This window comes from Hydrogenophaga sp. ZJX-1, from assembly GCF_048590325.1.
Taxonomy (GTDB): Bacteria; Pseudomonadota; Gammaproteobacteria; order Burkholderiales; family Burkholderiaceae_C; genus Hydrogenophaga.
The window spans coordinates 689,864-712,969 of record NZ_JBMBRA010000002.1 but is presented as its reverse complement, the minus strand read 5'-3'; the positions used below and the strand labels follow the sequence as shown (position 1 = coordinate 712,969).

26 protein-coding genes are annotated in these 23,106 nt (G+C 68.9%); 9 read left to right on the top strand and 17 right to left on the bottom strand.

Annotated features, from left to right (window positions below):
- Positions 1 to 100: 100 nt before the first annotated feature.
- Positions 101 to 1,834, top strand: coding sequence for a phosphoethanolamine transferase (locus ACN5W5_RS08085; RefSeq protein WP_420048013.1), 1,734 nt, complete (start codon positions 101 to 103; stop codon positions 1,832 to 1,834).
- On the opposite strand, the gene ACN5W5_RS08080 is transcribed toward ACN5W5_RS08085, so the two are convergent.
- From ACN5W5_RS08080 to ACN5W5_RS08070, 3 genes are all read right to left on the bottom strand, one after another.
- Positions 1,812 to 3,230, bottom strand: coding sequence for a sensor histidine kinase (locus ACN5W5_RS08080; protein WP_420048012.1), 1,419 nt, complete (start codon positions 3,228 to 3,230; stop codon positions 1,812 to 1,814). The two genes, ACN5W5_RS08085 and ACN5W5_RS08080, sit on opposite strands and share 23 nt — an antisense overlap.
- An 80-nt stretch (positions 3,231 to 3,310) precedes the next feature.
- Positions 3,311 to 3,985 (bottom strand): response regulator transcription factor, encoded by a 675-nt coding sequence (locus ACN5W5_RS08075; RefSeq protein WP_420048011.1) that lies wholly within the window; start codon positions 3,983 to 3,985, stop codon positions 3,311 to 3,313.
- Positions 3,986 to 3,995: 10 nt separating this feature from the next.
- Positions 3,996 to 4,370 carry a PepSY domain-containing protein gene (locus ACN5W5_RS08070; protein WP_420048010.1) on the bottom strand — a complete coding sequence of 125 codons (375 nt, stop codon included), beginning with the start codon at positions 4,368 to 4,370 and terminating at the stop codon, positions 3,996 to 3,998.
- Positions 4,371 to 4,537: 167 nt separating this feature from the next.
- Here ACN5W5_RS08070 and ACN5W5_RS08065 point away from each other — a divergent pair, with 167 nt between their 5' ends.
- The 4 genes from ACN5W5_RS08065 to ACN5W5_RS08050 are packed head-to-tail and all read left to right on the top strand — an operon-like array spanning position 4,538 to position 6,458.
- Entirely contained in the window at positions 4,538 to 4,909 is a 372-nt protein-coding gene (locus ACN5W5_RS08065) for a DUF1924 domain-containing protein (protein WP_420048178.1), read from the top strand.
- A 26-nt stretch (positions 4,910 to 4,935) separates the two neighbouring features.
- The gene (locus ACN5W5_RS08060) at positions 4,936 to 5,448 is read left to right on the top strand and encodes a diheme cytochrome c (RefSeq protein WP_420048009.1); all 513 of its coding nucleotides are present in this window, start codon (positions 4,936 to 4,938) and stop codon (positions 5,446 to 5,448) included.
- Between the two features lie 16 nt (positions 5,449 to 5,464).
- Positions 5,465 to 6,241: a cytochrome b/b6 domain-containing protein gene (locus ACN5W5_RS08055; protein ID WP_420048008.1), complete on the top strand. Its 777-nt coding sequence runs from the start codon at positions 5,465 to 5,467 to the stop codon at positions 6,239 to 6,241.
- Positions 6,242 to 6,293: 52 nt separating this feature from the next.
- A complete protein-coding gene (locus ACN5W5_RS08050; RefSeq protein ID WP_420048007.1) occupies positions 6,294 to 6,458 on the top strand; it encodes a rubredoxin in 165 nt (54 codons plus the stop codon).
- 66 nt (positions 6,459 to 6,524) lie between these two features.
- Here ACN5W5_RS08050 and ACN5W5_RS08045 read toward each other — a convergent pair whose 3' ends face one another.
- A complete protein-coding gene (locus tag ACN5W5_RS08045; RefSeq protein WP_420048006.1) occupies positions 6,525 to 6,884 on the bottom strand; it encodes a PepSY domain-containing protein in 360 nt (119 codons plus the stop codon).
- Positions 6,885 to 7,076: 192 nt separating this feature from the next.
- On the opposite strand from ACN5W5_RS08045, the gene ACN5W5_RS08040 reads away from it, so the two are divergent.
- Positions 7,077 to 8,267 carry a phosphoglycerate kinase gene (locus ACN5W5_RS08040; protein ID WP_420048005.1) on the top strand — a complete coding sequence of 397 codons (1,191 nt, stop codon included), beginning with the start codon at positions 7,077 to 7,079 and terminating at the stop codon, positions 8,265 to 8,267.
- A gap of 114 nt (positions 8,268 to 8,381) precedes the next feature.
- Here ACN5W5_RS08040 and ACN5W5_RS08035 read toward each other — a convergent pair whose 3' ends face one another.
- The 3 genes from ACN5W5_RS08035 to ACN5W5_RS08025 are packed head-to-tail and all read right to left on the bottom strand — an operon-like array spanning position 8,382 to position 10,316.
- Positions 8,382 to 8,777 carry a YbaN family protein gene (locus tag ACN5W5_RS08035; RefSeq protein WP_420048004.1) on the bottom strand — a complete coding sequence of 132 codons (396 nt, stop codon included), beginning with the start codon at positions 8,775 to 8,777 and terminating at the stop codon, positions 8,382 to 8,384.
- Complete coding sequence (locus tag ACN5W5_RS08030; RefSeq protein ID WP_420048003.1) at positions 8,774 to 9,184, bottom strand: SirB2 family protein; 411 nt, start codon at positions 9,182 to 9,184, stop codon at positions 8,774 to 8,776. Before ACN5W5_RS08030 ends, ACN5W5_RS08035 begins: the two co-directional genes overlap by 4 nt.
- Before the next feature lie 28 nt (positions 9,185 to 9,212).
- Positions 9,213 to 10,316, bottom strand: a complete 1,104-nt coding sequence (locus tag ACN5W5_RS08025) for an alkene reductase (RefSeq protein ID WP_420048002.1) — start codon at positions 10,314 to 10,316, stop codon at positions 9,213 to 9,215.
- Positions 10,317 to 10,448: 132 nt separating this feature from the next.
- Between ACN5W5_RS08025 and ACN5W5_RS08020 the strand changes: the two genes are divergently transcribed.
- Both ACN5W5_RS08020 and ACN5W5_RS08015 read left to right on the top strand, forming a co-directional pair.
- On the top strand, positions 10,449 to 10,871 hold the full coding sequence (locus ACN5W5_RS08020) for a VOC family protein (protein WP_420048001.1): 423 nt from the start codon (positions 10,449 to 10,451) through the stop codon (positions 10,869 to 10,871).
- 242 nt (positions 10,872 to 11,113) lie between these two features.
- Positions 11,114 to 12,139 (top strand): LLM class flavin-dependent oxidoreductase, encoded by a 1,026-nt coding sequence (locus ACN5W5_RS08015; RefSeq protein WP_420048000.1) that lies wholly within the window; start codon positions 11,114 to 11,116, stop codon positions 12,137 to 12,139.
- A 51-nt stretch (positions 12,140 to 12,190) separates the two neighbouring features.
- On the opposite strand, the gene ACN5W5_RS08010 is transcribed toward ACN5W5_RS08015, so the two are convergent.
- The 6 genes from ACN5W5_RS08010 to ACN5W5_RS07985 form a co-directional block, all read right to left on the bottom strand.
- Positions 12,191 to 13,489 (bottom strand): acyl-CoA dehydrogenase family protein, encoded by a 1,299-nt coding sequence (locus tag ACN5W5_RS08010; RefSeq protein ID WP_420047999.1) that lies wholly within the window; start codon positions 13,487 to 13,489, stop codon positions 12,191 to 12,193.
- 73 nt (positions 13,490 to 13,562) lie between these two features.
- Positions 13,563 to 15,395, bottom strand: a complete 1,833-nt coding sequence (locus ACN5W5_RS08005; protein WP_420047998.1) for a nitric oxide reductase activation protein NorD — start codon at positions 15,393 to 15,395, stop codon at positions 13,563 to 13,565.
- Entirely contained in the window at positions 15,395 to 16,429 is a 1,035-nt protein-coding gene (locus ACN5W5_RS08000) for a 4Fe-4S binding protein (protein ID WP_420047997.1), read from the bottom strand. The genes ACN5W5_RS08005 and ACN5W5_RS08000 overlap by 1 nt, the downstream gene beginning before the upstream one ends.
- Before the next feature lie 27 nt (positions 16,430 to 16,456).
- Positions 16,457 to 17,272 (bottom strand): CbbQ/NirQ/NorQ/GpvN family protein, encoded by an 816-nt coding sequence (locus ACN5W5_RS07995; protein WP_420048177.1) that lies wholly within the window; start codon positions 17,270 to 17,272, stop codon positions 16,457 to 16,459.
- 16 nt (positions 17,273 to 17,288) lie between these two features.
- Complete coding sequence (locus ACN5W5_RS07990) at positions 17,289 to 18,716, bottom strand: cbb3-type cytochrome c oxidase subunit I (RefSeq protein ID WP_420047996.1); 1,428 nt, start codon at positions 18,714 to 18,716, stop codon at positions 17,289 to 17,291.
- Positions 18,717 to 18,754: 38 nt separating this feature from the next.
- The gene (locus tag ACN5W5_RS07985; protein ID WP_420047995.1) at positions 18,755 to 19,192 is read right to left on the bottom strand and encodes a c-type cytochrome; all 438 of its coding nucleotides are present in this window, start codon (positions 19,190 to 19,192) and stop codon (positions 18,755 to 18,757) included.
- A 185-nt stretch (positions 19,193 to 19,377) separates the two neighbouring features.
- On the opposite strand from ACN5W5_RS07985, the gene ACN5W5_RS07980 reads away from it, so the two are divergent.
- Positions 19,378 to 20,079 carry a Crp/Fnr family transcriptional regulator gene (locus tag ACN5W5_RS07980; RefSeq protein WP_420047994.1) on the top strand — a complete coding sequence of 234 codons (702 nt, stop codon included), beginning with the start codon at positions 19,378 to 19,380 and terminating at the stop codon, positions 20,077 to 20,079.
- 24 nt (positions 20,080 to 20,103) lie between these two features.
- Here the strand turns inward: ACN5W5_RS07980 and ubiD are convergent, their stop codons facing one another.
- Genes ubiD through ubiT form a run of 4 tightly spaced genes read right to left on the bottom strand, consistent with a single transcriptional unit; the run spans position 20,104 to position 23,105 of the window.
- On the bottom strand, positions 20,104 to 21,588 hold the full coding sequence (gene ubiD / locus ACN5W5_RS07975; RefSeq protein WP_420047993.1) for a 4-hydroxy-3-polyprenylbenzoate decarboxylase: 1,485 nt from the start codon (positions 21,586 to 21,588) through the stop codon (positions 20,104 to 20,106).
- Entirely contained in the window at positions 21,585 to 22,172 is a 588-nt protein-coding gene (locus ACN5W5_RS07970; RefSeq protein WP_420047992.1) for a UbiX family flavin prenyltransferase, read from the bottom strand. Before ACN5W5_RS07970 ends, ubiD begins: the two co-directional genes overlap by 4 nt.
- Positions 22,165 to 22,590, bottom strand: coding sequence for a putative zinc-binding protein (locus ACN5W5_RS07965; RefSeq protein ID WP_420047991.1), 426 nt, complete (start codon positions 22,588 to 22,590; stop codon positions 22,165 to 22,167). Before ACN5W5_RS07965 ends, ACN5W5_RS07970 begins: the two co-directional genes overlap by 8 nt.
- Complete coding sequence (gene ubiT, locus ACN5W5_RS07960; RefSeq protein WP_420047990.1) at positions 22,587 to 23,105, bottom strand: ubiquinone anaerobic biosynthesis accessory factor UbiT; 519 nt, start codon at positions 23,103 to 23,105, stop codon at positions 22,587 to 22,589. Before ubiT ends, ACN5W5_RS07965 begins: the two co-directional genes overlap by 4 nt.
- Position 23,106: the final 1 nt, after the last annotated feature.

The window sequence follows — 23,106 nt, the reverse complement described above, 5'->3', positions numbered from 1 at the left end:
GAACCCGGGTTTGTTGACGGTGCAGGGCTGCATAAGGCTGGCTTAACCCAGGCTGTCTACGCTGACGGGGCCAGTGTGTGCTGGCGCATCGAATGTGACCATGCAGGCAACTCTGTCCCCGGCGCTGTCCGCCCCGCCCACGCGGGCGCCCGCCATCCTCACCGCCAACCCAGCCCGCTCCCCGGGCCGGACCGTCTGGCTGCTCGCGCTGTGGCTGGCCGGTCCGGGCAATCTGCCGCTGTGGCAGCGCATGCTGTCCGGTGGCGAGGTCCGCTGGACGGCGTTCATGGGCCTGGGTCTGATGATCCTGGGCGGCACGGCGGCCCTGCTGTCGCTGCTGGCGTGGCCGCGCCTGCTGCGACCGGTCGCCTCCCTGCTGGTGGTGATGGCGGCCCTGAACAGCCACTACATGTGGCAGTACGGTGTCGTGATCGACACCACCATGCTGGCCAACGCCTTGCACACCGATGTGCGAGAGGTGCGCGACCTGCTGTCGTGGTCGCTGGCCGGCAGCCTGCTGCTGGTGGCGGCACCGGCGCTGTGGTGGTTGTGGCACCGGCCGGTGGCGATGGGCCATGCGGCTTCGCGGCTGCTGCCCAACGGCCTGGGCGCGGTGGCCGGCCTGGTGTTGGCGGTGGGCGCGGCACTGCTGACCTACCAGGACCTCGCCTCACTGATGCGCAACCAGAAGGCGTTGCGCTTCATGATCAACCCCCTGAACACGGTGTACGCCGCTGGCAAGCTGGCCGCGCAGCAACTGCCCGCGCAGGCGCGCACCCTGACGCCGGTCGGTGAAGACGCGGTGCTTGGCGCGAGCTACGCGAACCAGGCGCGGCCACCGCTGTTGCTGCTGGTGCTGGGCGAGACGGCACGCGCCGACCATTTCGCTATCGATGGTTATGCCCGTGACACCACGCCCACGCTGGTGCGCTGGCAGCAGCAGGGCGATCTGGTGAACTTCAGCCAGGTGCGTTCCTGCGGCACCAACACCCAGGTGTCGGTGCCATGCGTGTTCTCGCCCTTGACGCGGGCCCAGGGCGGTGATGAAACCGCGCGCCACGAAAACCTGCTGGATGTGCTGCAGCGGGCCGGTCTGGCGGTGCTCTGGCTGGACAACCAGGCGGGCTGCAAAGGCGTCTGTGATCGGGTCCCCCATGCGAGCACGCGCGAGCTGGCCGTGCCGGGCCTCTGTTCTGACGGTGAGTGTTTTGACGAGGTCATGCTGCAGGATCTTGATGCGCGCATCGCTGCACTCGACCCGCAGCGCCGCGAGCGCGGCGTGGTGCTCGTCATGCACCAGATGGGCAGCCACGGCCCGGCGTATTTCAAGCGCACACCTTCAGCGCACAAGCGCTTTGAGCCCGAATGCACCAGCGCCACGCTGTCGGACTGCAGCCCCGAAGCGCTCGCCAACGCTTACGACAACACCATCGCCTACACCGACCAGTTTCTGGGCCAGACGCTGGACTGGTTGCAGCACCAGGCCCAGCAGGGCCAGCACGACACCGGGCTGATCTATCTGTCCGATCATGGCGAATCGCTGGGTGAAAACGGGCTCTACCTGCACGGCTTGCCCTACGCGCTGGCACCCGAGCAGCAAACCCATGTGCCCATGGTGGCCTGGTTGTCGCCCGGGCTGCAGCGGCGCAGCGGTGTCTCGGTGGACTGCCTGCGCCAGCGCTCGGGCGAGGCCCTGTCGCACGACAACGTCTTCCATTCGGTGCTGGGGCTGATGGACGTGCACACCTCGGCGTACGAGCGCCCGCTTGATGCGCTGGCGCCCTGCGCCAGGCCGCCGGTGCAGGCCGGGGTCAGTCCGCGGCCGGCAGGCTGAGGGCGACCCCCAGGCCACCCAGGCGGGCCGTCTCCAGGCGGACGTCGCCCCCGTAGAGCCGGGCCAGATCGGTCACGATGGCCAGGCCCAGCCCCGATCCGGGCACGCTTTCGTCCAGCCGTGCGCCCCGCGCGAGCACGGCGGCGCGGGCCTGGTCGTCGATGCCCGGACCATCGTCCTCCACGCGCAGGCACAGCCGACCGGCTTCGCTGGAGGCGCTGACCACCACCGAGTGGCGTGCCCATTTGCAGGCGTTGTCGATCAGGTTGCCCAGCATCTCCTGCAAGTCCTGTTCTTCGCCCGCAAAGGCCAGCGTGTCGGGCAGACCGCTGGCGTCGATGTCAATGTGACGTTCGGCGTGCACCCGCTGCATCACCCGCACCAGGCCGAGCACCACCGGCGCCACGGCGGTGCGCAGGCCGGGCAGGCGCTCGGACGCGGCGGCCCGCGCATGGGCGAGGTGCCAGTCGATGTGGCGTCGCGCCGTGTCCACCTGTTCGTGGACCAGGCGCGCGAGTGCGGGCCCGGTGTCGCGCGGGTTGGCGGGGTCGCCCGCGTCCAGCGCCTGCGTGGCCGCCTGTCCCAGGACCGCCAGCGGGGTCTTGAGGGCGTGGGCCAGGTTGCCCGCCTGGGTGCGCGCGCGCGCCACCACCTCGGCGTTGCGGTCCAGCACGCCGTTGAAGTCGTCGATGAGGGGCTGCACCTCACTGGGAAAACGGCCCTGCAGCCGGGCGGAGCGGCCTTCGCGCACCTGCACCAGGGCGTGCTGCAGGCCCCGCAGCGGCGACAGTCCCACCGCGACCTGGGTCACCGCGGCCAAGGCCAGCAGCGCACCCAGCACCAGCAGCGAAATGGAAAGCACACCGGTGAAGCGGTCCACCGCTTCCAGCGCCTGCCGGGTTTCTGCCGCCACGATCAGGCGCCAGCGCAGGTCAGGCTGTTCGCCCAGCGCCACGGTGCGTTCCAGCATCAGCACGGCCGCGCCCTGCGGACCGCTGCCTTCGTGCACGTGCACGGTGCCGTTCGCCAGCGCATCCGCGCTCAGCGGCAGGGTGGTGTCCCAGAGCGAGCGCGAACGCAGCAGGCCGCTGCGGATGGCGCCGTCGCTGCTCACCTGGTCGAGCTGCCAGTACAGGCCGGAATAGGGTGTGCGCCAGCGCGGGTCGGACAGCTGTTGCGGATCGATCACGGGTTGGCCGCTGGCGTCCAGTTCGAGTTGGGTGGTCAGCTGGTCGAGCTGCAGGGTCAGCGCCGCTTCGAACTGGCGCATGACGTGTTCGCGAAACAGCCCGCTGAGCCAGACACCGGCCAGCAGCAGCGCCAGCGCGAGCGCGGCGAGCGTGGCGGCCAGCAGGCGAAAACGCAGTGAGGAGGCCCAGCGGCCGAGCGTGATCATGGGTTGTTGAGCTTAAGGCACCGACGAACCTGCCCTGCATGCGCTGCGACGCCGGGCATCGCGCGCGGCATGGCGCCGGCTCAGTCCGTGCCGGCCTGCGGCTGCACCAGTCGGTAGCCCAGGCCGCGCACGGTCTCGATCAGTTCGGGCGGGAGCTTCTTGCGCAGCCGGCCGACGAACACCTCGATGGTGTTGGAGTCGCGGTCGAAGTCCTGCGCGTAGATGTGTTCGGTGAGTTCGGTGCGCGAGACCACCGAGCCCGGGCGGTGCATGAGGTAGTCGAGCACCTTGTACTCGTGGCTGGTCAGGGCGACCGGCTGGCCCCCGAGCGTGACGCGGCCGCTGCGCGTGTCCAGCGCCAGCGCGCCGCACTGCAGCACCGGCGAGGCCAGGCCGCTGGCGCGGCGGATCAGCGCGCGCAGGCGCGCCAGCAGCTCTTCCATGTGGAAAGGTTTGGTCAGGTAATCGTCAGCGCCGGCGTCGATGCCGGCCACCTTCTCGCTCCAGTTGTCGCGCGCGGTCAGGATCAGCACCGGCATGGTCCGGCCGGCATCGCGCCAGCGTTTGAGCACCGTGAGACCGTCGAGCACCGGCAGGCCGAGGTCGAGCACCACCGCGTCAAACGCCTCGGTGTCGCCCAGGAAGTGGGCGTCGCGGCCGTTGTCGGCTTCATCCACCGCATAACCGGCGTCCACCAGGCCGCTGCGCAGTTGTGCGCGCAGCGTGGGTTCGTCTTCTACCAGGAGGATGCGCATGCGGGTTCTTTCAATGTCCACGGTTCCTGGGGTCGCGATGGCGATCCTCGCGGGTCCTGCGACGCAGCACCTCGCCGGTCTTGGCGTCGAGTTCGAGCTTGATCCGCTGACCACCGGCCTGCAGCAATTTGATCTCATAGACCCAGCGCTCGCCTTCGTTCTCCAGTTCGACTCCCAGCACCTGGCCGGGGTGCTCGCGTTCCAGCCGTTCCAGCACCGATCGCAGCGGCAGCACCTGCCCGGCCTGCACGGCTTGCAGGGCGCGCTCGTGGTCGTCGTCGCGTGACCAGGCGGGGGTCGTGCCCAGCCCGCCCAGCAGCGCCGCTGTCACCAGCAGGGTCCGCAGCGGCGCGCTGCCGTATCCGGGGCGTGTCAACACATTCATGGGGTCATTGTCGGTGGGCATTCCTTAACGGCAGATGAACGGCCGCTTCAGCTGGCGTTCAAGCGGGGTTTCTCACACTGCACCCCGTACTCCCCTTCATCCCTTTGAAAGACACCATCATGTTGTTTGTGCATTCTTCCCGACTGTCCGCCGGCCTGCTCGCGGCGATGCTGGCCAGCAGCTTGTGGTCACCCGCCGTGCTCGCCGCCGACACCACCCCCGCCGCACAACTCCAGCACTGGAGCGCCCAGGCCGGCGCACCGGGCAATGCGGCCAAGGGCCAGACCTTCTTCAACGCCAAACACGGGGCCGAGTGGTCGTGCGCCTCCTGCCACAACACGCCACCCACCACGCAAGGCAAGCACGCCAACACCGGCAAGCTGATCGCGCCGCTGGCGCCGGCCTTCAACCCCAAGGCCTTTACCGACACGGCGAAAGTCGACAAGTGGTTCAAGCGCAACTGCAACGACGTGCTCAGCCGCGAATGCAGCGCCGGTGAAAAGGCCGACGTGCTGGCCTACCTGAACAGCCTGAAGTGAACGACCTTGACATCCAGGAGCGATCCATGAAAACACCCACCACCCGATCCCTGCTCGTGGCCATTGGCCTGGGCATGGCCGCACTGTCCACCGCGCAGGCTGACGGCGGGCGCATGATGCCGCGCGACATGCCCAAGGCCTACATGGCCGAATGCGCCGCCTGCCACACCGCGTACACCCCGGGCCTGCTGCCCGCCCGGTCGTGGCAGCGCATCATGGCCGGCCTGGACAAGCACTACGGCACCGACGCTTCGCTGGATGACGCCACCGTCAAGCAGCTCAGCACCTGGTTGCAGGCCAACGCCGGCACCTACAAGCGCGTGGTCGAGGAGCCGCCAGAAGACCGGCTCACGCGCTCGGCCTGGTTCGAGCGCAAGCACCGCGAGGTCCCCGCCTCGGTCTGGAAACACGCCAGTATCAAGAGCGCGGCCAACTGCGCCGCCTGCCACACCGGCGCCGACCGCGGCGATTTTGATGACGACAACATCCGGATGCCGGCGGGCGTGAACCTGGGCCAGCGCTGGTTCTGGAAAGACTGAACCCGGGAGAACCGCCATGCAAGCCACCACCCCCATGTCTTCCTCTGCTGCCGTTGGCACGTCCCAGGCGCGACCAGCCGCCCGCCGCCGTGTCACCGATGCGCCCACGCGCATGTTTCACTGGCTGTTCGCCCTGTGTTTTCTCGGTGCCTACCTGACGGCCGATGGCGAGAGCTGGCGCATGCTGCACGTCACGCTCGGCTATTCCATGGCGGGTCTGCTGGGCTTCCGTGTGGTCTATGGCCTGTGGGGCCCGCGCCAGGCGGGGCTGGGCCTGATGTGGCGCAAGCTGGGCAGTGCGCCGGCGTGGCTCAGGTCGCTGCGCACGGCCCCATCCATCGCCGCCGTCAACTGGCGCCAGGGGCAGAACCTGCTCATGGCACTGGCGGTGATGGCCTTGCTGGTGCTGGTGGTGCCGCTCACCTTGAGCGGTTATGCGACCTTCAACGAATGGGGCGTGTTCCCCGGTGACGACTGGCTGGGCGAAGCGCACGAATTTCTGGGTGAAGCCTTTCTCTTTGTGGTGCTGGCCCATCTGGCCCTGATCCTGGGGCTCAGCCTGCTGCGCCGCAAGAACCTGGCATCGCCCATGTTGACCGGCAACGTGGACGGGCCGGGTCCGAGCCTGGTGCAGAAGAACCGCGCCTGGCTGGCGACCCTGCTGCTGCTCGCGGTGCTGGCCTACGGCGCCTGGGAATGGCAGCAGTCGCCCAACGGGCTGGTTTCAGCCAAGGCCCTGAGCAGCCTCGTCTCGGGCAACGGCGGCGGGCGCGATCACGGTGATGACGACTGACCGCCCTGAGCCCGGGTCTTACTTGACGAACCGAATTCTGAAAGCGACAAACATGAAGCAATATCTCTGTGTGGTCTGCGGATGGCTGTACGACGAAGCCGCTGGCTGGCCCGAAGAAGGCTTTGCGCCCGGGACGCGCTGGGCCGACGTGCCGGACGACTGGCGCTGCCCTGAATGCGGTGTGGGCAAGGCCGACTTCGTGCTGTTCGAGGGGTAAGAGGCTTGGAGTCTGTCGCTCATGCCCGCTCACCACGCCAAAACGCACCCGCTTTCGCGGGTGGATTCAGCGCGGTTTCCCTGGCGTGTGGGGCGGCAGGCGTGTCATCCGCACCACGTCGCCCGTGACCGGATGCTGGTAGGCCTCCACGATGCCACCGCCGTGTTCGATGGCGTAGAACTCGTGGCAGTTGCCCCGCGACACCTTGAACTTCACCAGCAGGTAGGTCGAGGCCTTGAACCGCTCGCGTGCCTGCGCCTCGGACAGCCATTGGCTGCGTGGCAGTTCGGTGCAGACCACCTTTTCGCCCGGGGTACTCGCCTGTGTCGATCCGCTGGACCCGACCAGGAGCGCAAGGCCAAGGGCCGCGAACGCCTGTGAGCCGATGCGGGGGTGTGGGTGGCGAGGCGGGGTGTTGGCAGGCATGGGCGCTTGAGGGGCAGTGGTTGATGGAGATCCCTGTGGATCGGGCCACCAGATGCTGGCGCCCCAACATTTACGCATCCTTAAACAGCCGCCGCGAGGGCCAACGCCGGTCTGGCGGCTTCAGGTGCCGACAGCGCATTCCCTACAATTTGCGCTGTTCCCCTTCCCTTCGCACCTGTTCAAGGCTTCACCATGCAATTCATCCGTTTCTCCGATCTCTGTGCCAGTGGCCAGGCCAAGGGTCAGCGTGTCTTCATCCGCGCCGACCTCAACGTGCCGCAGGACGACGCGGGCAACATCACCGAAGACACGCGCATCCGTGCCAGCATCCCCGCCATCCAGATGGCGCTGGACGCGGGTGCCGCCGTCATGGTGACCTCGCACCTCGGGCGCCCCACCGAAGGTGAATTCAAGCCCGAAGACTCGCTGGCTCCCGTGGCCGCACGCATGGGGGAACTCATGGGCCGCAGCATCCCCGTGGTGGCCAACTGGGTCGATGGCGTGTCCGTCGAACCCGGCCAGCTTGTCATGCTGGAGAACTGCCGCCTCAACGTCGGCGAGAAGAAGAACAAGCCCGAACTCGCCGCCAAGCTGGGCAAGCTCTGCGACATCTTCGTGCACGACGCCTTCGGCACCGCGCACCGCGCCGAAGGCAGCACCTACGGCATCGCCGAGACCGCGCCGATCGCCTGCGCCGGCCCGCTGCTGGCGGCCGAGATGGATGCGATCGGCAAGGCCCTGGCCAACCCGAAGCGCCCGCTGATCGCCATCGTCGCCGGCAGCAAGGTCAGCACCAAGCTCACCATCCTGCAGGCCCTGGCCAAGAACGTGGACGGCCTGATCGTGGGCGGCGGCATCGCCAACACCTTCATGCTCGCCGCCGGTCTGAAGATCGGCAAGAGCCTGGCCGAGCCCGACCTGGTCGGCGAAGCCAAGGCCGTGATCGACGCCATGCAAGCGCGCGGCGCGGCGGTGCCGATCCCGACCGACGTCGTCTGCGCCAAGAGCTTCAGCCCCGACGCCGTGGCCACGGTGAAAGCCGCCACCGATGTGGCCGACGACGACCTGATCCTGGACATCGGCCCGCAGACCGCGCAGCTGCTGGCCGAGCAGCTGAAGAAGGCCGGCACCATCGTCTGGAACGGCCCGGTGGGCGTGTTCGAGTTTGCGGCCTTCGAGAACGGCACCAAGGTGATCGCGCAGGCGATTGCCGAGAGCAGCGCCTTCAGCATCGCGGGCGGTGGCGACACGCTGGCCGCGATCGCCAAGTACGGCATCGAGAAGGACGTGGGCTACATCTCCACCGGCGGCGGCGCTTTCCTCGAAGTGCTGGAAGGCAAGACGCTGCCGGCGTTTGAAGTCCTCGCGCGCAGAGCAGGCTGACTTTTTTCCGGCGCGAAGGGTGCTGGCCAGGGATGCGGTGAAACCGGCTTAGCCGGGCCACTCGCATCGCCCCCTGGAGGGGGTGACGACGCGCAGCGTCGGCACAGGGGTGGGCTATCTCCGGGTCGGGATGCGCAGCACCACCCACGCGCCGATCGCGGCCGTGGCCAGCAGCACCAGCTGCACCGCCACGCGCCCGCGGAAACTCCAGATCGACACGCTGACCATCACCGCCATGGACACCACGGCAACGATCTTGTTGCGCCGTGTCAGGCTGCGGTGCGTTTCCCAGTCGCGCAGCATCGGACCGGTGAGGCGGTGGTTGAGCAGCCAGCGGTGCAGGCGCGGCGAAGCCTTGGCGTAGCAGGCTGCGGCCAGCAGGATGAAGGGCGTGGTGGGCAGACCGGGCAGCACGACCCCGACCAGGCCCAGCAGCAGCGCCAGCGAACCGGCGGCCCACAGCAAGCCACGCACCATGCGCGAACGGTGGGGTGCCTGGGGGGTGCTCACGGCGCGAACATCCCCAGCGGATGGTGGGCCACCGCGATGCTGGCCATGACGCCCACCACCGACAGCGCCGCGACAAAGGCGAGGGCCTTGCCGGTGCGCGTCGGCGCGCGTTTGAGGGCAAAGCTGCCCAGCACGATGTAGACCACCAGCAGCACCAGCTTGGCGCCCAGCCAGTGGTTGTGCCAGGGGTTCAGCTGCAGCAGCCACCACAGCGTGGCGCCGGCGAGCAGCAGCAGCGAGTCGATGACGGGGCTCAGGCCACGGGCCAGGTCGCGCATGGGCCAGGCCTGCCCCGCCAGCACACCCAGGCCGCGCACCGCGAACACCGACACGCTCAAGACCACCAGGGTGATGTGCAGGTGTCGGAGCCAGGGGTAGAGGGCGGCAATCAGTTCGGGGGCGGGCATGGTCCGCGCATCATAGGGCGCTGCAGACTCAGTCCGCCAGCGTCGGGTAGTCGGTGTAGCCCTTCGCACCGCCACCGTAGAAGGTGGTCTTGTCGGGGGTGTTGAACGGACCGCCCGCGTGCAGCCGTGTCACCAGATCCGGGTTGGCGATGAAGGCTTTGCCGAAGGCCACGAGATCGGCGCCATCGGCCAGCGCCTGGCGCGCCATCGTCAGGTCGTAGCCGTTGTTGACCATCCAGGCACCCCGGCCGCCGGCTTCGCGGTAGGCGGTTTTGAGCGCGGCGTAGTCGAAGGGACGGTCCGGCAGTTCGCGCGGGCCGCCGGTGGCACCTTCGATCAGGTGCAGGTAGGCCAGCTGCAACGGGGCCAGCTTGCGCACCACGTGGTCGAACAGCGGCTGCGGATGGTCATCGCTCACGTCGTTGGCCGGCGTCACGGGCGAGAGGCGGATGCCGGTGCGGTCGCCACCGATGGCGTCTGTCACGGCGCGCGTCACCTCCAGCAAAAAGCGCGAGCGGTTGGCGATGCTGCCACCGTGGTCGTCCTTGCGGTGGTTGCTGCCGGTCTTGAGGAACTGGTCGATCAGGTAGCCGTTGGCGGCGTGGATCTCCACGCCGTCGAAGCCGGCAGCGATGGCGTTGAGTGCGGCGTGGCGGTAGTCCATCACGATGCCGGGAATCTCTTCGGCCTCGAGCGCGCGCGGCTCGGAGGTGTCCACGAAGGTCGGGACGCCGTCCTTGATCAGCACGGTCTTGGTGTGGGCGCGGATCGCCGAAGGCGCGACCGGCGCGCCAAAGTGCGGCTGCAACTCGCGGTGTGACACGCGGCCCACGTGCCAGAGCTGCACCATGATCTTGCCGCCCGCATCGTGCACCGCCTCGGTCACGCGCTTCCAGCCGTCAAGCTGCTCGGTGCCGTAGAGGCCGGGCACGTCGGCGTAGCCCTGGCCCTGGTGGGTGATGGCGGTGGCCTCGGTGATCAGCAGGCCCGCGCTGGCGCGTTGGGCGTAGTACTCGGCCATCAGCGGCGTGGGGATGGCGTCGGGCGCGCGGTTGCGCGTGAGCGGGGCCATGACGATGCGGTTGGACAGGCTCAGGGCGCCGACTTGCAGGGGTTCAAACAGGGTGGTCATGGGCGGGTGTGGCGGAGTGGGTAGGCGACGTGGACCAGTCTACGCTTCACGGTCCGCGCAGTCAGTCGCCGACGGATGGCGACCCCACAGCGGGTGTTCCAAAAACGGGTGACGAACGGTATAACTTGGCCCATGATCCACCTCCGCGAAATCGACCACCTCGTGCTGCGCGTCGTGAATCTCGATGCCATGTTGCGGTTTTATTGCGATGTGCTGGGCTGTCGCATTGAGCGCCGCCAGGATGGCATCGGGCTGGTGCAGCTGCGTGCCGGGCGCTCGCTGCTCGATCTGGTGCCCGTGGACGGGCCGCTCGGTCGCGCTGGCGGCGCAGCGCCGGGCGCGCAGGGGCGCAACCTCGACCATTTCTGCTTCCGGGTGGAGCCGTTCGACGAGGCACAGATCCGCGCCCAGCTGCGGGCGCACGGCGTCGATGCCGGCGCGCTGGCCTCGCGCTATGGCGCCGAAGGCGAAGGCCCCTCGCTCTACGTCACCGATCCCGAAGGCAATGTGGTGGAGCTCAAGGGGCCGCCCGATGGCGCGTCCCCGGCGCAGTGATCAGGCCGTGCGGCCCTGCTGCAGCACCTCGCGCTTGAACGGGCGCGCGAAATAGCCCGCGCTTCGTCGCCCACCTGGCCGGCGATGGCCTCGATCGAGTCCTCGGATACCGTGCGTTGGCGCTCCGGTGTGTCATCAAGTAACGCTGCCGGTGGGTGGAGGCGGCGCGCCAGGGGCGGGGTACAGGGGTCTTTCGCGGGCTCACAGACCGGTGGAATGCAAAGCATCTGACAATGCTGTCCATGAATCCCATGCCCAAGCCCCTGCAAGACATCCGCCTCTCCCTGCTCGATCTCGTGGCCGTGCGCGAAGGCGGCACGGTGGCCGATGCGCTGGCCATCGCCCTGCGCACCGCACAGCATGCGGAGGCCCTGGGCTTCACGCGTTACTGGCTGGCCGAACACCACAACATGAGCGGCATCGCCAGTTCGGCCACGGCCGTTCTTGTGGGCCACATCGCTGGCGCCACGCAGCGCATGCGCGTCGGCTCGGGCGGCGTGATGCTGCCCAACCACGCGCCGCTGGTGGTGGCCGAGGCCTTTGGCACGCTGGCCGAGCTCTATCCCGGCCGCATCGACCTGGGCCTGGGTCGCGCGCCCGGTACCGACCCGCTGACCATGCGCGCGCTGCGCCGCGACCGCCGCGAAACCGAAGACGATTTCCCGCGCGATGTGGCCGAACTGCAGCGCCTGCTGGGCGATGCGGTGCCGGGCCAGAAACTGATCGCCATGCCCGGCGCGGGCACCCATGTGCCGATCTGGCTGCTGGGCTCCAGCCTGTTCTCGGCCCAGCTCGCGGCCGAGCGTGGTCTGCCTTACGCCTTCGCCTCGCACTTTGCACCGCGTTACCTGCTGCAGGCGCTGGACCTGTACCGCCACAATTTCAAGCCCTCGGCCGTGCTGGACAAGCCCTACGCCATCGTCGGCGTGCCACTGATCGCCGCACCCACGGACGACGAAGCCGAGTACCTGGCCAGCAGCACCTACCAGCGTGTGCTGGGGATCCTCACCGGCAAACGCGGCCAGCTGCCGGCACCGGTGGCCGGCTTCATGGAAACGCTGGACACCCAGGCCCATGCGGCGATTGCCGACTTCCTGGCCTGTGCGGTGATCGGCGGCCCGGACACGGTGCGCGCCGGCCTCACCAGACTCGCCAACGCGACCCAGGCCGACGAGTTCATGCTGGTGAGCGACGTGTTCGACCCGGCGCTGCGCCTGCGTTCGCTGGACATCGCCGCGGCGGCGATGCGCGAGCCGGTGGCGGCCTGACCTCTCTGGTCGACTGAGGTTCTCTGCACACCGCTGGATTGCAAACGCTTTCTACGCAGACAGGTGCGGCGGCGTGCGCATCTGCTCCGGCGTCGTGAAGTAGGCTGACGAAGCGCCCATGCGCGCGCGCGCCTGCTCCAGTTCCTGCCGCGCCACGCTGCGCAGGTGCACTTCGTCGGGGCCGTCGAGCAGGTGCAGGGCGCGGCCCCAGGTCCAGAACTGCGCCAGCGGCGTGTCGGGCGACAGGCCCATGGCGCCAAAAATCTGCATCGCGCGGTCCACCACGCGGGTCTGCAGGCCCGCGGCCACCACCTTGATCGCGGCCACCTGCGCGCGCACGGCGGCGGGTTCGGCTTGTTCGGGGTGGTCGAGCAGCCAGGCGCAGCGCAGCACCAGCAGGCGCGCCTGGTCGATCTCGATGCGCGACAGCGCGATCCATTCCTGCACGTTGGCGTAGTCGGCCAGGTACTTGCCGAAGGTCTGGCGCTCCAGCGCGCGTTCGGTGGCGAGCGCCAGCGCCAGTTCGCACTGGCCGATGGTGCGCATGCAGTGGTGCACGCGGCCCGGCCCCAGCCGCGCCTGCGCCATGGCAAAGCCTTCGCCCCAGCCACCGAGCAGGTGGTCGGCCGGCACGCGAACGTGGCGAAAGACGATCTCGCAATGCCCTTCGGGCGCCTGGTGGTGCACCACGCTGATGTTGCGCACCACCTCGATACCCGGCGTGTCCAGCGGCACCAGCACCATGCTGTGCTGGTGGTGCTTGATGTCCGGCGCACCGCTGTCGTCGGCTGCGTTGCGCGCCATCACGATCAGCAGCCTGCAGGCCGGGTGGGCCACGCCGGTGATGAACCACTTGCGGCCGTTGAGCTCCAGTGCATCGCCCTCGCGCCGCACCGTCGTTTGCAGGTTGGTCGGGTCGGACGAGGCCACGTCGGGCTCGGACATGGCGAAGGCGGATCGGATCGTTCCATTGAGCAGCGGTGTGAGCCACTGCGTGCGCTGCGCCGGCGTGGCGAAGCGGTGCAGCAGCTCCATGTTGCCGGTGTCGGGCGCGCTGCAGTTGAACACCTCGGCCGCCCAGTGCAGTTTGCCCATGGCCTCGGCCAGCGGTGCGTAGTCGAGGTTGTCCAGCCGGGTGCCCGGTTCGTCTTCGCGCAGGCCGGGCAGGAACAGGTTCCACAGGTCTTCCTCACGCGCCAGCGTCTTCAGGTCGTCCAGAAATGGCGGCGGGTAGTCGCCCTGCTGCACGGCCTGGTGCCAGGCCGCGTTGTGCGGCAGCACAAAGCGCTGCATGAAGTCGGTCAGGCGCCGCAGCAGCGCCTGTGCCCGGGGACCGTGCTCGAAGTTCATGGGGGCATTGTGTGGACCGCCCGGCCGCTTGTCAGCGCGTGCGCGACATGGACCGCAGCCCTGTTGCGCGCGCTCAGTGGCTGCGCACCAGTGTCGTCCAGGCCTGGGTCAGGCGGTGGGCCAGGTCTTCGGGGCGGTGCACCAGCGCGTAACCCTGGCGGCCGAACAGCAGCGGCAGGTAGTCGTGGCCCGCGCTGTCGATGGTGACGCAGAACGGAATCAGCCCGGCCGCACGCGCCTCGTGGATCGCGTGGCGCGTGTCTTCCAGGCCGTAGCGGCCTTCGTACTGGTCGAGGTCGTTGGGCTTGCCGTCGGTCAGCAGCATCAGCAGCCGGCAGCGCTGCGGGCACTGGCGCAGGTGCTCGGTGGCGTGGCGGATCGCCGCGCCCATGCGGGTGTAGTAGCCCGGCCGGATCGCGCCCACGCGGGCACGGGCAGCGTCGTTCCAGGGCTCGTCCAGCCCCTTGATGCACTGCATGCGCACGTGTTGCCGGCGCACCGAGCTGAAGCCCCAGACGGCGAACGGATCGCCCACCGCGTTCAGGGCCTCGCCGAACACATAGAGGGCGTCGCGGATCACGTCGATGACGCGCGCGTGGTCGTTCGCGTGCGCGTCGGTGGACTGCGAGAGATCGGCCAGCAGCCAGGTGGCCAGGCTGCGCTCGCCACGGGTCTGCCGGGTGTAGACCGCGGGCGTGTCGCTGCGCCGGGCGCTGGCTCCGAGGCTGTCGGCCTGCAGGCGGATCCAGGCGTCCAGGTCGATGTCGTCGCCCTGCTCCTGGCCGCGCTGCAGGCGCGGTGCATGGCGCAGCACCTCCATGCGGCGGCGCACCTGGCGCGCCGTGGCGCGCAGGCCGGCGCCGGGCACGAAGGGCGCACCCTGGCGGGCCCGCAGGTCCTGCACCAGGCAGTGGTCGGGCACCAGCACGCTGCGCCGGTGGTCCCATTCGGGGAACTTGCGGCCCGGGCCGAGCGGGGTGTCGTCGGCGCTGCTGCTGGGCAGGTCCAGGTCGAACTTCACGCGCGCGGCCAGGGTCTGGCCCTGCTGCGCCACCGACAGGACCTCCATGTCGTTGGCGGCCTTGATCGCGTTGCCGTCGTCTTCGTCGTCGCTGCTGCGGTTCACGCGCACCAGCTCGCTCCACGACATCAGCGCCTCGGCGCGGAACGGCAGCACCATGGCGTGGCGTTCCTGCGTGTGGGGTGTGGCTTGGGCGCGCCGGCGCTGGGCGTCGGCGGTGGCCGGCGCGCGGTTCGTGGGCGGCGGCGGTGTCGCCGGATCGGCGCCGGGCCAGGCGGCCGCGTGGGTGGCGCCACAGGCCCAGAGCCAGACCGGGGCCACGTCGGCGGCCTGCCAGCCACCGTCGGCGGGCGAGCCGCCGCGCAGCGCGTCGGCCACCGCATGCTCGGCCAGAGCGGCGCGTCCGCGCAAGCCCGCCACACCCGGACGCTGCGCCAGGTGCAGGTCGCACAGGCGCTGGTAGCGGCCTTGAAAACCGGGGAAGGCCGACAGCGCACGCCGGGTGGCGCGCACGTTGTCGGTCAGCCACCGGCCGCTGGGCACCCAGTGGGCCGTGAGCAGGGCCAGCCAGAGGTAGAGGTCGCGGTTGAGTGCGGGATCGGCGAACACCGCCACGCTCGGCGGCAGGGCCAGCACCTCGGGCTCCAGCACCGCCAGTGCGGCCCGGTCGCCGCTGCCCGCGAGCCGGTGCAGCCAGTGGCTGGGCGTCGCGGTGCGCTGCAGGCCCGCCTCGGCCAGCCGCACGTGGGCCTGCCCGCCGCCAGCGCGAAACAACATGCCCACCGGGGTCTTCATCTGCGACAGGTGCACCGCAGCGCCGGCGTGTTCGGGCCGGGTCAGGCGTGTCAGGGCCACGTGCCACCAGCGTCCGACCATTTCTTCCATCAGCGTTGCTCCGGTGGGTGTTCGCGGCGTTGCCGCAGGGTCTCGCGCAGGGCGTCTTCGCCGATGCGCCACTGCAGCGTGGGGCTGCGCCCCTGCGCGGTGTGTGTGCTGTCGCAGGCGTCCAGGCATTGGCCGCACTGCACGCAGGAAAACATGCGCCGCTTGATGTTGCGCGGCTGCAGCCGCATGGGGCACACGCTGTCGCAGGCGTTGCCCAACGGCGCGTCGGGCGCGGCCAGGGCGGCGTGCGCCGGAGCGCTACGCTGCTCGCTCTGGCAGGTCCGGCAGTCGCGCGCACGTTCGCGCTCGAACGAGACCACCAGCCCGCGCGGGTTGGCCATCCAGGCCAGGCTCTGGAACAGGCCCACCGCGCAGCCGAAGCGGCAGAACAGGTGCCGCGCGAACGCGAACTCGGCGGCGAAGATGGCGGTGCCCACCAGCAGGAAACGCAGCTGGTTGGCGGTGAGCGTGCCGCTGAACAGGCCGCTCCAGATCAGTTGCGGCGGCAGCAGGTAGGTCAGCAGGGTGATGGCCCAGGTGAAGGCCGCGAGCAGGCAGCTCAGCGCGAACAGCGGCCACCAGCGCCGCTGCGGCGTGACGCCGGCGCGGTGCACCGGCGCGCGGTCCCACAGGCTGAGCTTGCCGCAGGCGCGGTGCAGCAGGCTGTTGAGCGATTCCACCAGTGAAAAATGCGGGCACAGCCAGCCGCAGTAGATGCGGCCGTAGCGGTAGGCCAGCGCCAGAAATCCACCCACGATCAGCAAGGCGGGCAGCAGTGCGCGCCACAGCAGGTTCAGGGCGGCCTGGTTGGCGCTGATCTCGCCGTTGATCAGGCCGTCGATGCCGAGCGACCAGCGCATGCCCAGCACCCAGAGCTGGGTCTCATAGAGGTCGAAGCGCAGCAGGTTGAGGCTGGGTGCGAGCAGGAACAGGACAAAGAAACCGATCTGGGTGCGTCGGCGCCAGATCTGAAGGCTGCGTGCGCGGCGCTGCGCTTCGCTGGCCGCCGGGCCGGTGAGGGACAGCTGTTCCATGGGGCCTTGCGCAGCACGGGCTGTGCGTTATCCCTCGTCGCCCAGGATCGCACGCACCACTTCCATCAGGGCCTCGGCGGTGCCGGGGTCGTCGGTCAGGGCGTTCACGATGGCGCCCCGGCAGGCGCGCAGTGGCGCCAGGCCACCGGCCATCAACCTGGCGGCGGAGACCAGCAGCCGGGTGCTGGCGGTTTCTTCGAGGTCGTGTTCGGTCAGGCGGCGCAGGGCCTGCGCCAGAGCCACCAGCTGGGCGGCCTGCGCGGCGTCGATGCATCCTTCGTTCATCACGATGTGGCGTTCGGTGTCGGCCGGGGGGTAGCCCAGGTCGATCGCCACGAAGCGCTGGCGGGTGCTGGGCTTGAGACCCTTTAGCAGGTTCTGGTAGCCAGGGTTGTAGGACATGACCAGCATGAAGCCGGGCGGAGCGACCAGCTGTTCGCCGGTGCGCTCGATCGGCAGGCAGCGCCGGTCGTCGGCCAGCGGGTGCAGCACCACGGTGGTGTCCTTGCGGGCCTCGACCACCTCGTCCAGGTAACAGATGGCGCCGGTGCGCACGGCGCGCGCCAGCGGTCCGTCGGACCACACGGTCTCGCCCTGACCGATCAGGAAGCGGCCCACCAGATCGGCCGCGCCCAGGTCGTCGTGGCAGGACACCGTGATCAGCGGGCGGCCCAGGCGGGCCGCCATGTGCTCGACGAAACGGGTCTTGCCGCAGCCGGTCGGGCCCTTGATCAGCAGAGGCAGCTGGGCGCCCCAGGCCTGGCTGAACACCTCGCACTCGCCGGCCTGTTCGGCGTAGTACGGCAGCGGGTTCACCCGGGCGTGCAGTTCGGTGACGGTCATGGCGCTCATTTCTGGCTCAGGCGTTGCGCACGCGCAGGGCCGCGGCACCCGTGGGCACCTCGCGGGGCGCGCCGCCGATGAAGAAGCTGGACAGGTAGGTCATGAGGCCGATCAGGAAGCCCACGCCGCCGCCCACGCGGATCCAGTAGAAGAAGCGCAGCTGGTCCTGGGTGTCCATGAAGGACATCGCGCCCGAGGTCGGCATGCGTTGCAGCCAGATCTGCAGGATCCCCGCGCCGGTGAGCGCCAGCACCATCACGACCATGCCCACGGTCATCATCCAGAAGCTCCACATCTCCACGTTCTGGGCCTTCTGGCTGTTGGCCACGCGGCCGCGCAGGATGGGCATGGCGTAGCTGATGATCGCCAGCACCACCATCACGTAGGCGCCGTAGAAGGCCAGGTGACCGTGCGCGGCCGTGACCTGGCTGCCGTGCGTGTAGTAGTTGACCGGGCTCAGCGTGTGGATGAAGCCCCACACACCGGCGCCCAGGAAGGCCACCACCGAACAGCCCACGGCCCACAGCAGCGCGGCCTGGTTGGGGTGTTCGCGGCGGCGGCGCTGCACCATGTTGAAGGCGAACACCGTCATCATGAAGAAGGGGATCGGCTCCATGGCGGAGAAGATCGAGCCGACCCACAGCCAGTAGCCGGGCATGCCGATGAAGAAGAAGTGGTGACCCGTGCCCAGGATGCCGGTGATCAGCGCCATGGCGATGATCACGTAGAGCCATTTGTCGATCACTTCGCGGTCCACGCCGGTGGTCTTGATCAGCACGAAGGCCAGCAGCGCGCCCATGATCAGTTCCCAGGTGCCCTCCACCCACAGGTGCACCACGAACCACCAGTACATCTTGTCGCGCACCAGGTTGTGCGGGTTCACGAAGCTGAACAGGAACAGCAGGGCCAGGCCCCACAGACCGATCATCAGCACCAGGCTGATGCTGGTCTTGCGGCCCTTGAGCACGGTCATGCTGATGTTGAACAGGAAGCCCAGCATCACCGCCACGATGCCCAGCTTGGTGGGCAGGGGCTGCTCCAGGAACTCGCGGCCCATGGTCTGCAGGATGTCGTTGCCCGTGAGTTCGGCCAGCTTGGCGTAGGGCACCGCGAGGTAGCCCACGATGGTCAGCGCGCCGGCCACGAGGAAGATCCAGAACAGGGCGATCGCCAGCTTCGGACTGTAGAGCTCGGTCTCGGACTCTTCGGGCACCATGTAGTAGGCCGCGCCCTGGAAGCCGAACAGCAACCACACGATCAGCAGGTTGGTGTGGACCATGCGGGCCTGGTTGAACGGGATGTAGGGGAACAGGAAGTCCCCCAGCAGGTATTGCAGCCCGAGCGCCAGACCAAAGACGATCTGGGCCGTGAACAGCGCCAGTGCGGCGATGAAGTAGTACTTGGATACCGACTGCGAGGCGTACTGGAGTCTGGTCGCTGGCATGGTGTTGTTCCTAGTGGGGTCGGGTGTGCGCATGGCTCTCAGCCTTCGATGTTGGGGGGCCATTTTTCGGTGTTGATGCCACCGGTCCAGCGCAGGAACTCGACCAGGTCGTCGAGCTGCTGTTCGGAAAAGTTGAACTGCGGCATCTGGCGCCGGCCCTCGACATGGGTGGGCTGGATCTTCATCCACGTCTTGATGAAGTCGGGTCCGCGGCGCGCGTACACATTGCCCAGCTCGGGGGCGAAGTAGGCGCCCTCACCGAGCAGGGTGTGGCAGCCGATGCAGTTGCGCGTTTCCCAGAGTTTCTTGCCGTTGATCACGGCCGGGGTGATAGCCTCCGCGTTCGAGCGCGTGGGGATGCGGCGTTCGCTGTCCCAGATCAGGCCGGCGAACACCAGGATGAAAAACACCGACCCTCCGTAAAACATGTTGCGGGCCATCTGCTTGGTGAAGCCGCTGGATTTGACTTGGTTCATAGAATCTCGCTCCTGTGACTGGAATGCCGGAAGTGAGTTTGGGAGAGGACGGGTTTTCTTTCCTTGAACCGGTTCAAGTTTCACGTCGAAAATGCCAGGAATCGGCCGGGGATATCTGGGCCGATTCCACAGCCCCCCACCTACAATCCGGCACCGCCGGGGCTCCCGCACGGGAAAAGGAACCGATGGACACCAGCGACTTCAACATCCCGCGCTTTCTGGCGACCCAGGCGCTCTTCACCGACCTGTCGACCGAAGAGCTGGAGCGCGTGGCCGAGGGGTGCCAGGTGCGTCGCCTGACGCGCGGCGACACCGTGTTCCGTTATGGCGAGCCCTGCCGCGAGTTCCATGTGCTGGTGCTGGGCCAGGTCAAACTGTTTGCGCTGTCGCCCGCCGGGCAGGAGAAGGTGATCGAGCTGGTGCAGCCCGGCCACAGCTTTGCCGAGGCGCTGATGTTCACCGACAAGCCCTACATCCTGAATGCGCAGGCGCTCACCAACAGCCTGCTGCTGAGCGTGGGCAAGCAGGTCATCGTCAACGAGATCGGGCGCGATCCGCGATTCTCGCTGCGCATGCTGGCCGGGATCTCGCGGCGTCTGCACGGCCTGGTGCACGACATCGAGACCGGCGCGCTGCACACCGGCATGCAGCGGGTGATCGGCTACCTGCTGCGCGAACACCAGGTGGAAGACTGCTCCACGGGCGAGGTCTACATCGTCTCGCTGCCGGTGAGCAAGGCCACCGTGGCCTCACGGCTGTCGCTCACGCCGGAGTATTTCTCCAAGGTGTTGCACGAGCTGGAGTCGGTGAGCCTGATCCGCATCGACAAGCGCGACATCCACATCGTCGACGTGCCGGGACTCGCCAGGTATGGGGTCCAGACCTGAGAGCACACTGCGCGGCGCACGGCCTCACGCCATCAGCGCCGCGAACAGCGGCTCCATGCGTGCCGTCACCGCCGGGTCCATGCTCATCACCCGGCCCCATTCGCGCTGCGTTTCGCCGGGCCACTTGTTGGTCGCGTCCAGGCCCATCTTGCTGCCCAGGCCGCTCACGGGCGAGGCGAAGTCGAGGTAGTCGATGGGCGTGTGCTCGATGGTGAAACTGTCGCGCGCCGGGTCCATGCGCGTGCTCATGGCCCAGATGACTTCGCCCCAGTTGCGCACGTCGATGTCCTCGTCCACGACCACGACGAACTTGGTGTACATGAACTGGCGCAGGTGGCTCCACACGCCCATCATCACGCGCCGCGCGTGGCCGGCGTAGGCCTTGCGGATCTGCACCACCGCCATGCGGTAGCTGCAGGCCTCGGGCGGCAGGTGGAAGTCGGTGATCTCGGGGAACTGGCGCTGCAGCAGCGGGATGAACAGCTCGTTCATCGCCAGCGCGAGCATGGCGGGTTCGTCGGGCGGCTTGCCGGTGTAGGTGGAGTGGTAGATGGCGTCGCGCCGCATCGTGATGCGCTCGACCGTGAAGACCGGGAACTCGGCGCGTTCGTTGTAATAGCCGGTGTGGTCGCCGTAGGGGCCTTCGAGCGCATGCTGGTAGCCGCTCGGGTGCGCGGCGTCGGGCTGGATGTGGCCTTCGAGCACGATCTCGGCCGAGGCCGGCACCTGCAGCGGCACGCCCACGGCATGGACGACCTCGGTGCGTGCGCCACGCAGCAGGCCCGCGAACTGGTATTCGGAGAGGCTGTCGGGCACCGGCGTGACCGCGCCCAGGATGGTGGCCGGGTCGGCACCCAGCGCCACCGCCACCGGGTAGGGCTGGCCGGGGTGCAGGCGGCCGTGGTCGCGGAAGTCGAGCGCGCCGCCGCGGTGCGCGAGCCAGCGCACGATGAGCTGGTTGCGCGAGAGCACCTGCTGGCGGTAGATGCCCAGGTTCTGCCGCGTCTTGTGCGGACCGCGCGTGATCACCAGGCCCCAGGTGATGAGGGGGGCCACGTCGTCGGGCCAGCAGTGCTGGATGGGCAGGCGCGCCAGGTCCACGTCGGTGCCTTCCCACACCCGCTCCTGGCAGGGCGCCGAGCGGCATTCCTTGGGGCTCATGTGCCACAGCGTCTTGATCAGACCGCTCAGGGCCACCATGTCCTTGAGCCCGCCCGGCGCCTGCGGCTCCTTGAGTGCGGCCAGCACTTCGCCGAACTGGCGCAGCTCGCCCAGGCTGCCCACGCCCATGGCGCGCGCCACGCGGTCGGTGGTGCCAAACAGGTTGCCCAGCACCGGCATGCTGTGGCCGGTGGGCCGCTCGAACAGCAGGGCCGGTCCGCCGGCGCGCAGCACGCGGTCGCACAGCGCGGTCATCTCCAGGTGCGGCGAGACCGGATGGCTCACGCGTCGCAGCTCGCCGGTTTGTTCCAACTGGGCCATGAAGTCGCGCAGATCGCGGTAGGTCATTCCAGCCCTTCCCAGCGCTGACTCAGCGTGTGTGGCACGTCGAGCAGATCCAGCACGCGCGCCACGCTGGCGTCCACCAGATCGTCGAGCGTCCTGGGCCTCAGATAGAAGGCCGGCATGGGCGGGCAGACGATGGCGCCCATCTCGGTCACGGCGGTCATGTTGCGCAGGTGGCCCAGGTGCAACGGGGTCTCGCGCACCATCAGCACCAGGCGGCGGCGTTCCTTGAGCATCACGTCGGCCGCGCGGGTGAGCAGGTTGTCCGACAGACCGTGGGCGATCGCGGCCAGCGTGCGCATGGAGCAGGGGGCGACCACCATGCCGTCGCAGCGGAACGAGCCACTGGCCGGGCCGGCGCCGAGGTGGGCCGCGTCGTGCAGCGTGTGCACCAGCGGGCGCAGGGCCTCGGGCGCGAGGTTCAGTTCGTGGCGCAGCGTGAGCCAGCCGGCGTCGGACACGACCGCGTGGATCTGCACACCGGGCGTCGCGCCCAGCACCTGCAGCAGGCGCAGGCCGTAGACCGCGCCGCTGGCGCCGGTGATGGCCACCAGCAGGCGCCGCTGGGCGCATGGGACCTCAGTCATGCAGGGTCTCTGGTGCCGGTGCCGCCGTCGGTTCGGTCACGGCGAGCAGGTGCAGACCGGCGCTCACCTGCGCCAGCACCTGCCGGGCTTGCTCGGGGTCGAAGTCTTCGTGCTGGCGCTTGCGCACGCCATAGGTCTGCAACTGGTGGTGCTGGTCGGGGGCGATGCCGTGGCGCGCCAGGCTGCTTTTCACGCACACCAGCGGGCAGCCGTCGAGCGCCACGATGGGGCGGCCCGAGCGCGCGGTCTTGAGCAGCGAGGGAACGTCGCCACCGACGCCGGCGATGCACGACATCTCGGCCAGCCCCGAGCGGTCGAGCCGAACGGCGACGTGGTTGGCCAGCTGCGCGGCACTGGAGCAGCCCGAGCAGGCGTAGACCAGCGGGCGGGCGGCGGCGCGGCTCGCGGGCGTGCTCACCGTTGCCTGGGGCGCGAGCCCGCGGTTGGGTGGGCCAGGCGTGCGCGCAGGCGCTCCCACACCCGCGGCGGCGTCCAGTGCTGGGCATCGAACACCGGCAATTCCAGCGCATCGAGCGCGTTCTTGACCACCAGGCCGAGTTCGGTGTCACCCTCCATCGAGAGGCGGCGGTTGAAGAACAGCGTGTCGGGGTCGTCCTGGCGCCGGGCCAGGCGCACGAAGTCGTGCGCGTTGGCGCTCAGCGTCAGTTCGGTTTCGGGCTGCGGCGGGCTGGCACGGAACAGCGTGCCGCGCCAGACGAAGTCGAAGCGCAGGCCGGCGTCGCGCACCTGGATGCGGATGCGCTGACCCTCCAGGCGCTGGCGCACGTCGGTCGGCAGCTGGCGAGCGAGCACGAGGTTGAGGGCGGTGACCAGCAGCATCGAGCCGGGGTAGGCCGGCAGGCGCCCGAGCAGGGTGCCCACCGGAGTGGGCAGCACGTGGTGCGTGTCGGGGCGGGCGGTGGTCGTGTGCATG

What these genes read in the sequence shown, in the direction of transcription:
- ACN5W5_RS08085 (WP_420048013.1), top strand. Translation starts at nt 101, where the DNA reads ATGCAGGCAACTCTGTCCCCGGCGCTGTCCGCCCCGCCCACGCGGGCG.
- ACN5W5_RS08080 (WP_420048012.1), bottom strand. Translation starts at nt 3,230, where the DNA reads ATGATCACGCTCGGCCGCTGGGCCTCCTCACTGCGTTTTCGCCTGCTG.
- ACN5W5_RS08075 (WP_420048011.1), bottom strand. Translation starts at nt 3,985, where the DNA reads ATGCGCATCCTCCTGGTAGAAGACGAACCCACGCTGCGCGCACAACTG.
- ACN5W5_RS08070 (WP_420048010.1), bottom strand. Translation starts at nt 4,370, where the DNA reads ATGAATGTGTTGACACGCCCCGGATACGGCAGCGCGCCGCTGCGGACC.
- ACN5W5_RS08065 (WP_420048178.1), top strand. Translation starts at nt 4,538, where the DNA reads ATGCTGGCCAGCAGCTTGTGGTCACCCGCCGTGCTCGCCGCCGACACC.
- ACN5W5_RS08060 (WP_420048009.1), top strand. Translation starts at nt 4,936, where the DNA reads ATGAAAACACCCACCACCCGATCCCTGCTCGTGGCCATTGGCCTGGGC.
- ACN5W5_RS08055 (WP_420048008.1), top strand. Translation starts at nt 5,465, where the DNA reads ATGCAAGCCACCACCCCCATGTCTTCCTCTGCTGCCGTTGGCACGTCC.
- ACN5W5_RS08050 (WP_420048007.1), top strand. Translation starts at nt 6,294, where the DNA reads ATGAAGCAATATCTCTGTGTGGTCTGCGGATGGCTGTACGACGAAGCC.
- ACN5W5_RS08045 (WP_420048006.1), bottom strand. Translation starts at nt 6,884, where the DNA reads ATGCCTGCCAACACCCCGCCTCGCCACCCACACCCCCGCATCGGCTCA.
- ACN5W5_RS08040 (WP_420048005.1), top strand. Translation starts at nt 7,077, where the DNA reads ATGCAATTCATCCGTTTCTCCGATCTCTGTGCCAGTGGCCAGGCCAAG.
- ACN5W5_RS08030 (WP_420048003.1), bottom strand. Translation starts at nt 9,184, where the DNA reads ATGCCCGCCCCCGAACTGATTGCCGCCCTCTACCCCTGGCTCCGACAC.
- ACN5W5_RS08025 (WP_420048002.1), bottom strand. Translation starts at nt 10,316, where the DNA reads ATGACCACCCTGTTTGAACCCCTGCAAGTCGGCGCCCTGAGCCTGTCC.
- ACN5W5_RS08020 (WP_420048001.1), top strand. Translation starts at nt 10,449, where the DNA reads ATGATCCACCTCCGCGAAATCGACCACCTCGTGCTGCGCGTCGTGAAT.
- ACN5W5_RS08015 (WP_420048000.1), top strand. Translation starts at nt 11,114, where the DNA reads ATGAATCCCATGCCCAAGCCCCTGCAAGACATCCGCCTCTCCCTGCTC.
- ACN5W5_RS08010 (WP_420047999.1), bottom strand. Translation starts at nt 13,489, where the DNA reads ATGAACTTCGAGCACGGTCCCCGGGCACAGGCGCTGCTGCGGCGCCTG.
- ACN5W5_RS08005 (WP_420047998.1), bottom strand. Translation starts at nt 15,395, where the DNA reads ATGGAAGAAATGGTCGGACGCTGGTGGCACGTGGCCCTGACACGCCTG.
- ACN5W5_RS08000 (WP_420047997.1), bottom strand. Translation starts at nt 16,429, where the DNA reads ATGGAACAGCTGTCCCTCACCGGCCCGGCGGCCAGCGAAGCGCAGCGC.
- ACN5W5_RS07995 (WP_420048177.1), bottom strand. Translation starts at nt 17,272, where the DNA reads ATGACCGTCACCGAACTGCACGCCCGGGTGAACCCGCTGCCGTACTAC.
- ACN5W5_RS07990 (WP_420047996.1), bottom strand. Translation starts at nt 18,716, where the DNA reads ATGCCAGCGACCAGACTCCAGTACGCCTCGCAGTCGGTATCCAAGTAC.
- ACN5W5_RS07985 (WP_420047995.1), bottom strand. Translation starts at nt 19,192, where the DNA reads ATGAACCAAGTCAAATCCAGCGGCTTCACCAAGCAGATGGCCCGCAAC.
- ACN5W5_RS07980 (WP_420047994.1), top strand. Translation starts at nt 19,378, where the DNA reads ATGGACACCAGCGACTTCAACATCCCGCGCTTTCTGGCGACCCAGGCG.
- ubiD (WP_420047993.1), bottom strand. Translation starts at nt 21,588, where the DNA reads ATGACCTACCGCGATCTGCGCGACTTCATGGCCCAGTTGGAACAAACC.
- ACN5W5_RS07970 (WP_420047992.1), bottom strand. Translation starts at nt 22,172, where the DNA reads ATGACTGAGGTCCCATGCGCCCAGCGGCGCCTGCTGGTGGCCATCACC.
- ubiT (WP_420047990.1), bottom strand. Translation starts at nt 23,105, where the DNA reads ATGCACACGACCACCGCCCGCCCCGACACGCACCACGTGCTGCCCACT.